Below are 14238 nucleotides of genomic sequence, written 5' to 3' on the forward strand. Positions count from 1 at the left end.
GTGCAGTTGCGAGGGTGTCTAACTCTTTCGTCACACATCGAGCATGGGCACCCTCGCCCTATCTCCGCAGCTATGCCTTGGCATCAATCATCTAGCACGTCGTCAGGCGGGGTTCGCCGTCAGCCGAGGGCCGTCGTCAGCCGGTGCCCCAGCCGTGGGTCTTCATGAGCCGCGCCGCGACCCGGGCGAACCGCTCCCCGTCGAGCACCGCGCCCTCGCGCCGGATGTCGTCCTCGTCCAGCACGAAGACCCGGTCGAGCCGCACGTACGACACCCGCTCGTCACGCCCCCACGCGCCCAGTTCGAGCCAGTCGGGGCCGTCGTCGCCCCTGCTGGACAGCATCATGCCCAGCAGCCTGCGCCCGGAGCGGCCGACGATCAGCAGCGGCCGGTCCTTGCCCCGCGACGGGTCCTCCTCGTACGGGACCCACGCCCAGACGATCTCCCCGGGGTCGGCCAGGCCGTCGAGGTCGGGAGAGTAGGCCAGGGTGGCGGCCCCCTGGAGCAGGTGGATCTCGCGTACCGCACCCCGGGCCGGCCGGGGGTCCTCACCTAGATCGCGCATTGGGGGAGCTTACGGCGCATCCCGCCCCGAGATCCACCCGGCCCCCGCACCCGCGCCCACGGCTCCGTCCCCCTCGAACCCCCTCGCAGCGGTCAGCCGAGTCCGGAGAAGAACGCCCTGAGGTCGTCCACGAACAGGTCCGGGGCCTGGAGGGCGGCGTAGTGCCCGCCCCGCTCGAACTCCGACCAGTGCACCACGTTGTGCACCTGGTCAGCGTAGCGGCGCACGGTCGAGTCCCCGGGGAAGACCGCGATGCCGGTCGGCGTCGGGTCGGGCTCGGCGGGCGGGGCCCAGTCGGGGGTGCTCTCCCGGTAGAGGCGGCCGGACGAGCCGGCCGTCCTGGTGAACCAGTAGAGGGCCACGTTGGTCAGGACGTCGTCCGGGGCGAGCCCGCCCACGTCCTGTCCCCGGAAGGCGCCCCAGGAGGCGCCCCACGAGGCGAACGCGTCGAGGTTCCAGGCCAGCAGCCCGGCGGGCGAGTCGGTCAGGGCGTAGGCGAGGGTCTGCGGGCGGGTGCCCTGGATGACGGCGTACCCGGAGACCTTCTGCCACTCCTCCACCCCACCGGCCCGCGCCCGTTCCTCGTCCGTGAGGCCGGACAGGTCGTCGGTGGGGAACGCGGTCACGGACGCGTTCAGGTGCACCCCGATCACCCGTCCCGGGGCGGCGCGGCCGACGGCGGCCGAGATGAGCGAGCCGAAGTCGCCGCCCTGCACGCCGAACCGGTCGTAACCGAGCCGGTCCATGAGCGAGACCCACGCGGCGGCGACCCGCCGCACGCCCCAGCCGGGCTCCCGGCTGGGGCTGGAGAAGGCGAAGCCCGGGATGGACGGGACGACCACGTGGAAGTCCCGGCTGAGCGGCGCCGCCACGTGCGAGAAGTCCGCGAAGGAGCTGGGCCAGCCGTGGGTCAGCAGCAGCGGCGTCGCGTCGGGCCGCGCCGAGCGGACGTGGGCGAAGTGCACGCGCTGCCCGTCGATCTCGGTCGTGTACTGCGGCAGCGCGTTCAGCCGCGCCTCGTGCGCGCGCCAGGAGTAGCCCTCCCGCCAGTACGCCGCCAGCTCCCGCACCGCCTCCGGCGGCACCCCGTACGACCATCCGGCCCCGCCGAGGGCGTCGGGCCAGATCGTCCTGTCCAGCCGTTCGCGCAGGTCGTCGAGCCGGTCCTGGGCTATGTCGATCACGAATTTCTCCATGCCCGGCAAGCTAGGCGCCATTGCGGCCAGAGACGGGCCACAATGGGGACATGCTGCCCGCCTCAGCCCGATTGCTGCGTCTGCTGTCCCTCCTGCAGAGCCGCCGCGACTGGTCCAGCGCCGACCTGGCCGAACGGCTCGGCGTGGCCCCGCGTACGGTCCGCCGCGACGTCGAACGGCTGCGCGATCTCGGTTACCCGGTGCACTCCACGCCAGGGGTCGCGGGCGGCTACCGCCTGGGCGCGGGCGCGCGGCTGCCGCCGCTGCTGCTGGACGACGAGGAGGCCGTGGCGGTGGCGGTGGGGCTGCGTACGGCCGCGAACGGCACCGTGACCGGCATCGAGGAGACCTCCCTGCGCGCGCTGGCCAAGCTGGAGCAGGTGCTGCCCGCCCGCCTGCGCGACCGGGTCAACACGCTGCAGACCCACACCGTGCGGATCAACCGCGACGGCCCCACCGTCGACGCCGAGGTGCTCACCCACCTCGCCGCCGCCTGCCGTGACCGCGAGCAGCTCCGCTTCGACTACACCGGCCACCGGGGCGAGCCCGCGACGCGCAGGGCCGAGCCGCACAGCCTGGTCAGCAAGGGCAACCGCTGGTACCTGGTCGGCTGGGACGCCGACCGGCGCGACTGGCGCACGTACCGGGCCGACCGGATCCGGCTGCGCACCCCCAACGGCCCCCGGTTCGCCCCGCGCGAGCCGCCCGCGCCCGACGTGGCCGCCTGGCTCGACAACCGCCTGATCCACGAGATGTGGCCGATGCGGGCCCGGTTCCTGGTGCACGCCCCCGCCGAGCGGGTGGCCGGGCAGACCTCCGGCACCGTGGAGCCGGTCGGCGACGACCGCTGCGTGCTCACGCTGCGCGGCGACGACCTGCACCTGATGGCGGTGGTGGTGGCCTTCCTCGACGTGGACTTCGAGGTGCTGGACCCGCCCGAGCTGAAGGAGCGCCTGCGCGCGCTCGGCCGCCGCCTGCTCCTCTAGAATCTGATTCTGTGTCGTCGACGACAGCGTTCTTCACGCGAAAGAGGGACGAACTCGTCCCCGCGCCGCGCGCCCGCGGCCCCTGGTCCCCCGACATGCTGCACGGCCGCCTGCTCGGCGGGCTGGCCGCCCGTGCCCTGGAGGAGCGCCACGCCGGTCCCGGCCTGCGCTTCGCCCGGCTGACCGTCGACCTGTTCCGCAACAGCCCCCTGCTGCCGGTCAGGGTGGAGACGTCCCTGGTCAGGGACGGCCGCAGGATCCGGGTGGCCGACGCCACGATCTCCACCGACCAGGGCGTGATCGGGCGGGCCGGCGCGGTGCTGCTGCGGCAGGGCGAGCAGCCCGAGGGCGAGCCCCTGCTGGCGACGCCCGCCTGGGACGAGCCGCCGCCCTCGGGGCCGCCGGAGGAGGGCGGCCCGTGGAAGCCGCCGTTCGACCTGTGGCGGCTGACCCCGTGGGGCGCCCCCGGCGCGGGGCGGGTGTGGATGCGCGAACGGCATCCGCTGGTGGACGACGAGCCGCTGACCCCGTTCGTCCGCGCGGCGCTGGCCGCCGACTTCGCCAGCCCGCTCAGCAACGTGCAGGCCGGCGGGCTGCGCTTCATCAACGCCGACTACACGCTCACGCTGGCCCGGCCGCCGGAGGGCGAGTTCGTCGGCATGGAGTCGGCCGGGCACGTCAGCGCCGACGGCGTCGCGACCGGGCAGGTGACCGTGCACGACACCGCCGGGCCACTCGGCTTCTGCGTGGTGACGGCCGTCGCCAACCCGACCACCGTGGACGGCCGCTGACCCCGCTCACGGCGCAACCGCGTGGGGACGGGGGTCGCCGACGCGGTTGCCGAGAGGTGCCGCCGGGCGCTAGGCCGGGCGCTCCGAGCGGTCGCCGGACCAGTCGGTGTGGAAGGAGCCCTCCTTGTCCACGCGGTGGTAGGTGTGCGCGCCGAAGTAGTCGCGCAACCCCTGCACCAGCGCCGCCGGGAGGCGGTCGCGGCGCAGCCCGTCGTAGTAGGCCAGGGCCGAGGAGAAGCCGGGCGTCGGCACGCCGATCTGCACCGCCGTGGTGACCACGCGCCGCCACGCCTCCTGCGCGCTCTCCAGCGCCCCGGCGAACGCCGGGTCGGCCAGCAGCGTCGGGAGCTGCGGGTCCGCGTCGTACGCGGCCCGGATCCGGTCGAGGAACTTGGCCCGGATGATGCAGCCGCCCCGCCAGATCGTGGCCATGGCCCCGAGGTCGAGGTCCCAGCCGTATTCCTTCGAGGCCGCCGCCATCTGGTCGAAGCCCTGGGCGTAGGCCACGATCTTGGAGGCGTACAGGGCGTGGCGCACGTCGTCGACCAGTTCGCGCCCGCCGACGCCGGACAGGTCGGGCCCGCTCAGCGACCGGGCCGCGGCCCGCTGCTCGGGGTGGCCGGACAACGCGCGGGCGAACGTCGCCTCCGCGATGCCCGTCACCGGCACGCCCAGGTCGAGCGCGCTCTGCACGGTCCAGCGGCCGGTGCCCTTCTGCTCGGCCTGGTCGACCACGACGTCCACGAACGGCTTGCCGGTCTCGGCGTCGACCTGGTCGAGCACCTCGGCGGTGATCTCGATCAGGTACGAGTCGAGCTCGCCCCGGTTCCACTCCCTGAACACCTCGGCCAGCTCGGCCGGCGTCGCCCCCAGTGCCTGGCGCAGCAGGTCGTACGACTCGGCGATGAGCTGCATATCGGAGTATTCGATGCCGTTGTGCACCATCTTCACGAAGTGCCCGGCGCCGTCGGGGCCCACGTGCACCGAACACGGCACGCCGTCCACCTTGGCCGCGATGTCCTGCAGGATCGGGCCGAGCGCCTCCCACGACTCCTTCGACCCGCCCGGCATGATGCTCGGGCCGAGCAGCGCGCCCTCCTCGCCGCCGGAGATGCCGGTGCCGACGAAGTGCAGGCCGCGCTCGCGCAGCGCGGCCTCGCGGCGGCGGGTGTCCGCGAAGTGCGCGTTGCCGCCGTCGACGATCATGTCGCCGGGCTCCATCAGGTCGGCGAGCTGCTCGATCACCGCGTCGGTGCCCGCTCCCGCCTTCACCATGATGATCGCCCGCCGTGGCCGCTTCAGCGAGGCCACGAACCCGGCGAGGTCCTCCGACGGCACGAACGTGCCCTCGCCGCCGAACTCCTGCACCAACTGCCGCGTGCGGCCCGACGAACGGTTGTGCACAGCCACCGCGTACCCGTGTCTGGCCAGGTTCCTGGCCAGGTTGCGCCCCATGGTCGCCAGGCCGGTGACGCCGATGTCTGCCAAGTCCATTTCAGCTCCTCTGTGGGGGATACGCATGATCCAGCTCGGGGGGTCGCAGTGATATTCCCGCCTCGGCGGCCCGGCTAGTCGCTCTGCCGGACCCCGAGTTCGTCGAGCCGGTCCAGCATGTCCGCCGGATCCGCGTACACCCTGAAGGCGCCCGCCCGCTCGAGCTCGTCCCTGCCGTACCCACCGGACAGCAACCCGATGCCCAGCGCGCCGGCCCGGCGGGCGGCGAGCAGGTCCCAGACGCTGTCGCCCACCACCATGGCATGCCGGGGATCCACGCGTACCAGCGCCGCACCGGCGAGGAACAGGTCGGGGTCGGGCTTGGCCCGGCGCACGAGGTCGCGGGTGACCATCGGCGTGTCCTCGGGCAGGCCGAGCATGCCCAGCGACAGGCGGGCCGTACGGGCGTAGCCGCTGGTGGCGATGGCCCACGGCACGCCGCGCGCGGTCAGCTCGGCCAGCAGCTCCGTCGCGCCCGGCAGCGGCCTGACCGAGCCGACCTGCTGCTCGTACGCTTCGGCGTGGGTGGTCTGCAGCTCGTCTATCTCCTCCTGGGTCAGCTTGAGCCCCGTCTCGCGCAGCAGCGCGCTGACGAACAGCCCGCCGCTCATGCCGATGCGCCGGTGGATGCGCCACACCGACAGGTCGATGCCCATCCCGGACAGCGCCTGCCGCCAGGCCAGCACGTGCTGGTAGACGCTGTCGATCAGGGTGCCGTCGAGGTCGAAGAGGAAGGCGGGCGTGGGCGTCTGCGGGAAGTCACGCATGCGTCCATGACACCATGACGGGATGCGGATCATCATCGCGGGTGGACACGGCAAGATCGCGCTGAAGCTGGCGGCCCGGCTCACTTCGGGTCCGGCGGGGGACACAGCGGAGGCCACAGCGGGGAGCGCTGTGGGGCTGGTGCGGAACCCGGCGCACGTGGCCGACGTGGCGGCCGCCGGGGCCGAGGCGGTGGTGTGCGACCTGGAGAGCGCGGGCGTCGAGGAGGTCGCGCGGATCGTCGAGGGGGCGGACGCCGTGGTGTTCGCGGCCGGGGCGGGGCCGGGCAGCGGCGCGGCGCGCAAGGACACCGTGGACCGGGCCGCGTCGGTGCTGCTCGCGGACGCGGCCGAGCGCGCGGGGGTGCGGCGGTTCGTCCAGATCTCGTCGATGGGTGCGGGCAGGCCGCCCGTGCCCGGCCGCGACGCGGTGTGGGCCGCCTACATCACGGCCAAGACCGAGGCCGAGGACGACCTGCGCGCCCGCGACCTGGACTGGACGATCCTGCGGCCCGGCCGCCTCACCGACGAGCCGGGCACCGGGTTGGTCCGGCTGGCCGCCGAGGTGCCGCCGGGCTCGGTGTCCCGCGACGACGTGGCCGCCGTCATCGTGGCGCTGCTGGGCGCCCCCCGCACGGCCGGGCGGACGCTGGAGCTCGTCTCCGGCGACACGCCCCTCGCCGACGCCGTCGCGACCGGGTGACTCCGAGCGGGTGAGCACCGGCTCCGTCCGGACGGACACGTGCGAGTGAGCCCAGGGTCCGCCCCAAACCGAACCGTGCGAGTGAGCCCAAGGTCCGCCCCAAACCGAACCGTGCGAGTGAGCCCAAGGACCGCCCCGGCGGACCAGTGGGTACGCCACGGCCGTGGCCGGATGCTTTGCCGAATACTTGCTATGACTTGCGGCATATGCGGCTAGATGTCCCCTGAGCGCGAGAGGGGCGTCAGCCATGTCGGACATGCCGTTCAGATCATTCTTCGGCGGGGACCCGTTCAGGGGGTTCGAAGAGCTCACCGGCCGCGTGTTCGGGGGGATGGAGGGCTGGCCGCCGTCCCGCCCCGGCGTGCAGCGGGTGGACGTGGGCCGGATGCTCAGCGCCGAGGCCAGGGAGGTGCTGAGCCGGGCGCTGGAGGACGCCGGCCGGCGCGGCGCGCCCGACCTCGACGTCCTCGACCTGCTCGACGCGCTGGCCGGGTCCGAGACCGTGCAGGCCATGCTGCGCGGCGCCGGGGTGGACGTCGGGCGGCTGCGCGACCGGATCACCGCCGCCGCCGGTCCAGGCCAGGCCGGCGAGCCGCCCACGACGCTGTCCCCGGCGGCCAAGCGCGCCATCCTGGACGCCCAGCGCATCTCGCGGGCGCTGCAGTCGTCGTACATCGGGCCCGAGCACCTCCTGCTCGCGCTGGCCGCCAACCCCGACTCCCTCGCCGCCCGCCTCCTTCACGAGCAGGGCGTCACGGCGAACGAGCTGCAGCAGGCCCTCCTCTCCGGCGCGGCCCGTACGGGCGGCGGCGCGGGCCGTCCCGCCACCGACACGCCCTCGCTCGACGAGTACGGCCGCGACATCACCGAGGAGGCCCGCCAGGGCCGCATCGACCCGGTCGTGGGCCGCGAGGACGAGATCGAGCAGTGCATCGAGGTGCTGTCGCGGCGCACCAAGAACAACCCGTGCCTGATCGGCGAGCCAGGCGTCGGCAAGACCGCGATCGTCGAGGGCATCGCCCAGCGCATCGTGAACGGCAGCGTCCCCGACCCGCTCAAGAACCGGCGGGTCGTCGCCCTCGACCTGACCGGGATGGTGGCGGGGACGAAGTACCGGGGCGAGTTCGAGGAGCGCATCAAGAAGGTCATCGACGAGGTGCGCGCGCACGCCGACGAGGTCATCGTGTTCATCGACGAGGTGCACACGCTGGTCGGGGCGGGCTCGGCCGAGGGCGGCATGGACGCGGCCAACATCCTCAAACCGGCCCTGGCCCGCGGCGAGCTGCACGTCATCGCGGCCACGACCATCGACGAGTACCGCAAGAACATCGAGAAGGACGCGGCGCTCGAACGCCGTTTCCAGCCGCTCCTGGTCTCCGAGCCCACCGTGGAGCAGACGGTCGAGATCCTGGCCGGGCTGCGCGACGCGTACGAGGCCCACCACCAGGTCCGCATCACCGACGAGGCGCTCGACGCGGCGGCCCACCTGTCGGACCGCTACGTCTCCGACCGCTTCCTGCCCGACAAGGCGATCGACCTCATGGACCAGGCGGCGGCCCGGGTGCGGCTGCGCTCGCGTACGCCCGGCGCGGACGTGCGGGAGCTGGAGGAGCGCCTCGACGCGCTGCACCGCGACAAGGACCAGGCCATCCACTCCGACGACTTCGACCGCGCCAAGGAGCTGACCGCGCAGATCGACAAGGTCCGGCCGGAGCTGGAGCGGGCCAGGCACGGGGCGGACGACGTCCCGCAGGTCATGGTGGAGGACATCGCCCAGGTCGTCTCCCGCCGCACCGGCATCCCGGTCACCCAGCTCACCGAGCAGGAGCGCGACCGGCTGATGCGGCTGGAGGAGCACCTGCACGAACGGGTCATCGGCCAGGACGAGGCCGTCACCGCCATCGCCGAGGCCGTGCGCAGGGGGCGGGCGGGCCTGTCGGACCCGAACCGCCCGATCGGCAGCTTCCTGTTCCTCGGGCCGACGGGCGTCGGCAAGACGGAGCTGGCCAGGGCCCTGGCCGCGGCCCTGTTCGGGGGCGAGGACCACATGGTGCGCATCGACATGAGCGAGTTCCAGGAGCGCCACACGCTCTCGCGGCTCATCGGCGCGCCGCCCGGATACGTCGGGTACGAGGAGGCGGGGCAGCTCACCGAGGCCGTACGCCGCCGTCCGCACGGGGTGATCCTGCTGGACGAGGTCGAGAAGGCCCACCCGGACGTCATGAACGTCCTGCTGCAGATGCTCGACGACGGCCGCCTGACCGACGGGCACGGCCGTACGGTCGACTTCACCAACACGATCGTCATCATGACCAGCAACATCGGCGCCCAGCTCATCCTGGACTTCTCCGGCGACCCGCAGCAGCTCGAGGACCAGCTCATGGACCTGCTGCGGCACTCGCTGCGGCCGGAGCTGCTCAACCGCATCGACGAGACGATCGTCTTCAGGCGGCTCGAGCGCGACCAGCTCCGCCAGATCGTGGACCTGCTGCTGGAGCGCACCCGGCAGCGGCTGCGCGGCCAGGACGTGGCGCTGACGGTCACGGACGAGGCCAAGGACTGGCTGGTGGGGCGCGGTTACCAGCCGGAGTTCGGCGCCCGGCCGCTGCGCCGCACGGTGCAGCGGGAGCTGGACAACCGGCTGTCGGCGATGTTGCTGACGGGCGAGGTCGCCGAGGGCGGCGAGGTGACGGTGGACGTCGAGAACGGCGAGCTTCGCCTGCGCGCCCGGAATCCCCAGCCGGCCACCTGACCTCCCGCCTCGAGCCACCGCGCCGCTTCCGGAGGACGGCGGCACGGCAGCGGCACGTCGGCGGCGCGGGACGGCGGGGTGGTGGCGCGGGGCGGCGGGGTGGTGGGCGCGCGTCAGTCCGGCAGCACCGCGGCCAGCTCGGGGATGCGGGCGCGGTAGCCGTCCAGCAGCCGGTGGGCCGTCGTCACCGAGTCGACCAGCGGATGCAGCGCGAACGCCGCCGCCGCCAGCCGCGACGACCCGGTCAGCGCGGCCTCGATGGCCGTCTGCTCCATCGCCTTGACCTGCTGCATCAGCCCCAGGAAGCGGCCCGGCAGCGGGCTGGTGGCCAGCGGGCGCACGCCGGAGCCGTCGACCGCGCAGGGGATCTCCACCACGGCGTCGTCCGGCAGGCCGGGCACCGCGGCCCCGTTGCGCACGTTGAGGATCATGGTGGCGGGCTCGCCCCTGGCGATGGCGGCCATGAGGGCCAGCGCGACCCCCTCGTACCCGCCCGCCTCCAGGTCGGCGGTGTCCCGCTCCCCGGCGTCGGCGCTCTCGCGGGCCTCCGCCATGTAGCTCGCGTCCCGCTCCTGCCGGGCCCTGCGCCACTCGGCCAGCGCGTCGCCGGGCCGGGCGCGTACGGCGGCGTAGAACCGGTCCTGCTGTTCCAGCAGCGACTCACCCCGGGTGCGCCCCGCGCCGGCGGCCACCGCCTCCCTGGCGAAGTAGTAGTAGTACAGGTACTCGTTGGGCAGCGCCCCCAGCGAGCGCACCCAGTCGGCGCCCAGCAGCCGGGCCTCCTCGACCCGGCTCAGCGCCGCGTCGTCGGCCAGCAGCCGGGGCAGCACGTCGCGCCCCTCGTACGTGAGCCCGCACAGCCACCCGAGATGGTTGAGCCCCACGTAGCCGGGCGACACCCGCCCCGGGTCGAGCCCGAGGGCGCGGGCGGCCCGCCTGACCAGCCCGATCGGCGTGTCGCAGATGCCGATGACGCGGTCGCCGAGCACCCGCCGCATCGCCTCGGTGACCATCCCGGCGGGGTTGGTGAAGTTGATGACCCACGCCCGGGGCGCCAGGGCGGCCACCCGCTCGGCCACCCGCACCGCCACCGGCACGGTACGCAGCCCGTAGGCGACCCCGCCCGGCCCGGTCGTCTCCTGCCCGACGAGGCCCAGCTCCAGCGCCACGCGTTCGTCGGCGGTGCGGCCGGCCAGCCCGCCGACCCGGATGGCCGAGAAGACGAAGGACGCGTCACGCAGCGCGGCGTCGAGGTCGGTCGTGACGTGGACGCGGGGCGGGTCGTCGTGCCCGGCGGCCAGCCCGCGCAGGACGTGGGAGACGGCCGCCAGCCGCTCGGGCGAGACGTCGTAGAGCACCACCTCCTCCACGCGCGGCTTGGCGGTGTCGCGCAGGAGCGCGCCGTAGACGAGCGGGACCCGGAAGCCTCCGCCGCCGAGAACGGCCAGCCTCATCCTCACCCCTTCACGTGAGCAGCACCTCGGCTCCCGCCGAGGCGCAGGTGCGCAGCGTCGCCTGGTCGGCGCCGTCGTTGGTGACGATCACGTCGACGTCCTCGGGCCCGCACACCCGCAGGGCGCCGGTGCCGGGGAACTTGTGCCGGTCGACGAGCAGCACCACCTGCCCGGCGGCGGCCATCATGGCCCGCTTCAGCGGCACCTCGGCCAGCGTGGTGTCGACGAGCTGCCCGTCGGGGCGCACGCCGCTGGCGCCCAGGAACACCCGGTCGGCCACCACCTGCCGCAGCGCGCCCTCCGTCAGCATCCCGACCAGCGAGTGGTACGGCCTGCGCAGCATGCCGCCGAGCAGCAGCAGCTCGACCTCGGGGTCGGCGCGCAGCACGTCGAGGACGGCGAGGCTGGAGGTCACGACGGTGACGCGACGCCCGCGCAGCCGCCTGGCCAGCCGCATCGTGGTCGTGCCGATGTCGAGCAGCACCACGTCGCCGTCGGCGACGAGCCGCGCGGCGCGCTCGGCCACGGCCTCCTTGTCCTGCTCGTCGGTGGCGGCGACCTCGGCGAACGGCCGGTCGGCGTCGGCGTCGACACTGGCCAGGGCGCCGCCGCGGACCCGGCGCAGGGTGCCGTCGCGGTCGAGCACCTCGAGATCCCTGCGGATGGTGGACGGGCTCACGCCGAGCTGGCTGGCGAGATCGCGCACGCTCGTGGCACCCGAGCTGCGGACACGGCGCATGATCTCGGCATGCCTGAGGCGCTGGAGCACGGCGGCAGTGTATCAGTCAATTTCGCGCACAAGTAAGCATCTTCCACCAAATACTTGCGTCAAGACCCTTGAAGTGTCCGGGTAAACGTGCAAGATTGCGCACAGCCCGGTGTGTCGAGGAGGACCTATTACCGTGTCTGCCCAGGCGTACGACCCTCTCGCCGGCGAGCGCACTCCCGAGGGTCCGCAGTTCGACGTCTTCCTGGCCGGCACGGTCTTCCTGGACATCATCTTCACGGGCCTGCCCGCGATGCCCGCGGCGGGCACGGAGATCTGGGCCGAGGGCATGGGCTCGTGTCCGGGCGGCATCGCCAACCTGGCCATCGCGACCAGCCGCCTGGGGCTGCGCACGTCGCTGGCGGCGGCGTTCGGCGACGACGACTACGGCGACTTCTGCTGGCGCACGCTGGAGGAGCAGGAGTCGGTCGACCTGTCGAGGTCGCGGCGCTTCGAGCACTGGCACTCCCCCGTGACGGTCTCCATGGCGGTCAACCGCGACCGCAGCATGGTCACGCACGGCCACCCGGCGCCCATGCCCGCCTCCGACATGATCGGCACGCCGCCGCGCTCGCGGGCGGTGATCGTCACGCTGTCGCCCGAGGAGCCGCTCGGCTCGCCCGGCGGCTCGTGCAACTGGGCCGAGCTGGCCCACCGCGACGGCGCCCTCATCTTCGCCGACGTCGGCTGGGACCCCTCAGGCGCCTGGCCGGGCTCGGTGCTGGACCAGCTCGCGGTCTGCCACGCGTTCATGCCGAACGCGATCGAGGCCATGGCCTACACGGGGGCCGAGACGCCGCGCGACGCGCTGTACGCCCTCGCCGACAAGGTGCCGCTGGCCGTGGTGACCGACGGCGCCAACGGGGCGATGGCGATCGACTCGACGACGGGCGAGGAGGCGTTCGTGCCGGCGCCGCGGGTGACGGCGCTCGACCCGACGGGCGCGGGTGACGTGTTCGGGGCGGGCTTCGTGCTCGGCACGCTGTCCAGGTGGCCGCTGGCCGACCGGCTGGCGTTCGCGGGGGTGTGCGCGGCGCTGGCGGTGCAGCAGTTCGGCGGCTCGCTGGCCGCGCCCGGCTGGGGCGACATCGCCGACTGGTGGCACGAGGTCCGGGCGGCGGCCGACCGCAGCGGCGCGTACGGCAACTCGCTGGCCCGCCGCTACGCCTTCCTCGACCGGCTGGTCCCGGCGGTCCCGGTCGGCGCGGTACGCCGCGCCGCCGCCACCATCGCCCGCTACGCCGACGTGGGGATGGACGGGGGCGTCAGCACGGGCATGAACACCGGCGTGGAGCCCTCCTCCGCCCCGCCACGGCACGAGGAACCGGACCCGCCGCGCAGGCCCGTGCAGAAGGAGTAGAACGCATGACACCCCCGAAGCGACAACCCCGCGCCCGCCGGACACCCGCCCCGCTCACCCCGCTCGCCCTGCTTGTCGCGGGCGCCACGGCCCTGGCCGGATGCGCGCCCGGCTCCTCCGCCCCGCCCGCCGCCTCCTCCCCGCAGTCGAGCGCCTCCCCGGTGCGCACCGACGCCGCCGCCCTGGGCGACGTCACGCTGACCGTCTGGGACCAGGAGGTCCGCGGCGGGCAGGCCGCCCAGATGGAGCGGCTCAACGCCGCCTTCCAGGCCAGGTACCCCAACATCAAGCTCAACCGGGTGTCCCGCTCGTTCGACGACCTCACCACCACGCTGCGCCTGGCGCTGAGCGGCAACGAGCCACCCGACGTCGTCGAGGCCAACAACGGCCGCTCCTCGATGGGCGCGTTCGTCAAGGCCGGGCAGCTCCGGCCGCTGGACGCCTACGCCGAGGCGTACGGCTGGAAGCAGCGCTACCCCGAGACCGTGCTGCGGTATTCGCGCTACAGCGCCGACGGCAAGCTGTTCGGCGAGGGCAACCTGTACGGCCTGCCGCAGGTCGGCGAGGTCGTCGGCGTCTTCTACAACGCCGCCAAGCTGACCGAGCTGGGCCTGGAGCCGCCCGCGACCTGGGCCGACTTCGAGTCCGCGCTCGCGAAGGCCAAGGCGGCGGGCCAGGTGCCGCTCCAGTTCGGCAACCTCGACAAGTGGCCGGCCGTGCACGTGTTCGGCACCGTGCAGAGCCGGGGCGTCCCGAAGGAGCAGATCGGCACGCTCGCCTTCGGCCGCAAGGGCGCGTCCTGGACCACCCCCGAGAACGTCAAGGCCGCCGAGCAGCTCGTGAGCTGGGTGGACAAGGGGTACTTCGCCAAGGGCTTCAACGGGCAGGGCTACGACGCGGCCTGGCAGGCGTTCGGCAAGGGCCAGGGCGTCTTCCTCATCGCGGGCACCTGGCTGCTGGCCGACCTGGACAAGGCGCTCGGCGCCGACCTGGGGTTCATGCTGCCGCCGGGCGCCACGGCCGATGCCGCGCCGGTGGCGACCGGGGGCACGGGGCTGCCGTTCGCGATCACGGCCAAGAGCCCCCATCCGGACGCGGCGGCGGCGTACATCGACTTCATCACCGGAGCCGACGCCATGAAGGTGCTCACCGAGACGGGCAACCTGCCGGTCGCCGACACGGGCGCACAGAGCGTGCGGGAGGGACCGCAGCAAGACGTCTTCACCGCGTTCGGCACGGTGAGCGGGAAGGACGGACTGGTGCCCTACCTCGACTACGCCACCCCGACGTTCGCCGACACGCTGGGCGCGGCCCTGCAGGACCTGCTCGCCGAGAAGGCCACCCCGCAGGAGTTCCTGGCCACCCTGGAGAAGGACTACCAGACCTTCTCCGCGCAGAACGGCTAGC

Annotated in this window: 12 protein-coding genes; 6 read left to right on the forward strand and 6 right to left on the reverse strand. The window is 73.6% G+C overall.

Going from position 1 to position 14238, the window contains the following annotated elements; genetic code table 11:
* Positions 1 to 136 precede the first annotated feature (136 nt).
* The gene (locus tag ACZ6S0_RS28530) at positions 137 to 565 is read right to left on the reverse strand and encodes a type II toxin-antitoxin system PemK/MazF family toxin (protein ID WP_465922380.1); all 429 of its coding nucleotides are present in this window, start codon (positions 563 to 565) and stop codon (positions 137 to 139) included.
* A gap of 92 nt (positions 566 to 657) precedes the next feature.
* A complete protein-coding gene (locus tag ACZ6S0_RS28535) occupies positions 658 to 1761 on the reverse strand; it encodes an epoxide hydrolase family protein (RefSeq protein WP_465922381.1) in 1104 nt (367 codons plus the stop codon).
* Between the two features lie 50 nt (positions 1762 to 1811).
* Here ACZ6S0_RS28535 and ACZ6S0_RS28540 point away from each other — a divergent pair, with 50 nt between their 5' ends.
* Both ACZ6S0_RS28540 and ACZ6S0_RS28545 read left to right on the forward strand, forming a co-directional pair.
* Entirely contained in the window at positions 1812 to 2747 is a 936-nt protein-coding gene (locus ACZ6S0_RS28540) for a helix-turn-helix transcriptional regulator (RefSeq protein ID WP_465922382.1), read from the forward strand.
* A gap of 11 nt (positions 2748 to 2758) precedes the next feature.
* A complete protein-coding gene (locus tag ACZ6S0_RS28545; RefSeq protein ID WP_465922383.1) occupies positions 2759 to 3538 on the forward strand; it encodes an acyl-CoA thioesterase domain-containing protein in 780 nt (259 codons plus the stop codon).
* A 69-nt stretch (positions 3539 to 3607) separates the two neighbouring features.
* Here the strand turns inward: ACZ6S0_RS28545 and gndA are convergent, their stop codons facing one another.
* Both gndA and ACZ6S0_RS28555 read right to left on the reverse strand, forming a co-directional pair.
* Entirely contained in the window at positions 3608 to 5032 is a 1425-nt protein-coding gene (gene gndA / locus ACZ6S0_RS28550; RefSeq protein ID WP_465922384.1) for an NADP-dependent phosphogluconate dehydrogenase, read from the reverse strand.
* Between the two features lie 74 nt (positions 5033 to 5106).
* Positions 5107 to 5799: an HAD family hydrolase gene (locus tag ACZ6S0_RS28555; RefSeq protein WP_465922385.1), complete on the reverse strand. Its 693-nt coding sequence runs from the start codon at positions 5797 to 5799 to the stop codon at positions 5107 to 5109.
* A 22-nt stretch (positions 5800 to 5821) separates the two neighbouring features.
* On the opposite strand from ACZ6S0_RS28555, the gene ACZ6S0_RS28560 reads away from it, so the two are divergent.
* Both ACZ6S0_RS28560 and ACZ6S0_RS28565 read left to right on the forward strand, forming a co-directional pair.
* Positions 5822 to 6499, forward strand: coding sequence for an NAD(P)H-binding protein (locus ACZ6S0_RS28560; protein ID WP_465922386.1), 678 nt, complete (start codon positions 5822 to 5824; stop codon positions 6497 to 6499).
* A 247-nt stretch (positions 6500 to 6746) separates the two neighbouring features.
* The gene (locus tag ACZ6S0_RS28565) at positions 6747 to 9251 is read left to right on the forward strand and encodes an ATP-dependent Clp protease ATP-binding subunit (RefSeq protein WP_465922387.1); all 2505 of its coding nucleotides are present in this window, start codon (positions 6747 to 6749) and stop codon (positions 9249 to 9251) included.
* 113 nt (positions 9252 to 9364) lie between these two features.
* On the opposite strand, the gene ACZ6S0_RS28570 is transcribed toward ACZ6S0_RS28565, so the two are convergent.
* Together ACZ6S0_RS28570 and ACZ6S0_RS28575 are read right to left on the reverse strand one after the other, a co-directional pair.
* On the reverse strand, positions 9365 to 10705 hold the full coding sequence (locus ACZ6S0_RS28570) for a 6-phospho-beta-glucosidase (RefSeq protein WP_465922388.1): 1341 nt from the start codon (positions 10703 to 10705) through the stop codon (positions 9365 to 9367).
* Positions 10706 to 10715: 10 nt separating this feature from the next.
* Positions 10716 to 11474 carry a DeoR/GlpR family DNA-binding transcription regulator gene (locus tag ACZ6S0_RS28575; protein WP_465922389.1) on the reverse strand — a complete coding sequence of 253 codons (759 nt, stop codon included), beginning with the start codon at positions 11472 to 11474 and terminating at the stop codon, positions 10716 to 10718.
* A 133-nt stretch (positions 11475 to 11607) separates the two neighbouring features.
* Here ACZ6S0_RS28575 and ACZ6S0_RS28580 point away from each other — a divergent pair, with 133 nt between their 5' ends.
* Together ACZ6S0_RS28580 and ACZ6S0_RS28585 are read left to right on the forward strand one after the other, a co-directional pair.
* Positions 11608 to 12831 carry a PfkB family carbohydrate kinase gene (locus ACZ6S0_RS28580; protein WP_465922390.1) on the forward strand — a complete coding sequence of 408 codons (1224 nt, stop codon included), beginning with the start codon at positions 11608 to 11610 and terminating at the stop codon, positions 12829 to 12831.
* A gap of 5 nt (positions 12832 to 12836) precedes the next feature.
* Positions 12837 to 14237: an extracellular solute-binding protein gene (locus ACZ6S0_RS28585; protein ID WP_465922391.1), complete on the forward strand. Its 1401-nt coding sequence runs from the start codon at positions 12837 to 12839 to the stop codon at positions 14235 to 14237.
* Position 14238 lies beyond the last annotated feature (1 nt).

The sequence above is a fragment of the Nonomuraea sp. NPDC051298 genome (assembly GCF_055586305.1).

Bases quoted from the DNA above. Each gene is read 5' to 3' on its own strand.
- ACZ6S0_RS28530 (WP_465922380.1), bottom strand. From the start codon at position 565: ATGCGCGATCTAGGTGAGGACCCCCGGCCGGCCCGGGGTGCGGTACGC.
- ACZ6S0_RS28535 (WP_465922381.1), bottom strand. From the start codon at position 1,761: ATGGAGAAATTCGTGATCGACATAGCCCAGGACCGGCTCGACGACCTG.
- ACZ6S0_RS28540 (WP_465922382.1), top strand. From the start codon at position 1,812: ATGCTGCCCGCCTCAGCCCGATTGCTGCGTCTGCTGTCCCTCCTGCAG.
- gndA (WP_465922384.1), bottom strand. From the start codon at position 5,032: ATGGACTTGGCAGACATCGGCGTCACCGGCCTGGCGACCATGGGGCGC.
- ACZ6S0_RS28555 (WP_465922385.1), bottom strand. From the start codon at position 5,799: ATGCGTGACTTCCCGCAGACGCCCACGCCCGCCTTCCTCTTCGACCTC.
- ACZ6S0_RS28560 (WP_465922386.1), top strand. From the start codon at position 5,822: ATGCGGATCATCATCGCGGGTGGACACGGCAAGATCGCGCTGAAGCTG.
- ACZ6S0_RS28565 (WP_465922387.1), top strand. From the start codon at position 6,747: ATGTCGGACATGCCGTTCAGATCATTCTTCGGCGGGGACCCGTTCAGG.
- ACZ6S0_RS28570 (WP_465922388.1), bottom strand. From the start codon at position 10,705: ATGAGGCTGGCCGTTCTCGGCGGCGGAGGCTTCCGGGTCCCGCTCGTC.
- ACZ6S0_RS28585 (WP_465922391.1), top strand. From the start codon at position 12,837: ATGACACCCCCGAAGCGACAACCCCGCGCCCGCCGGACACCCGCCCCG.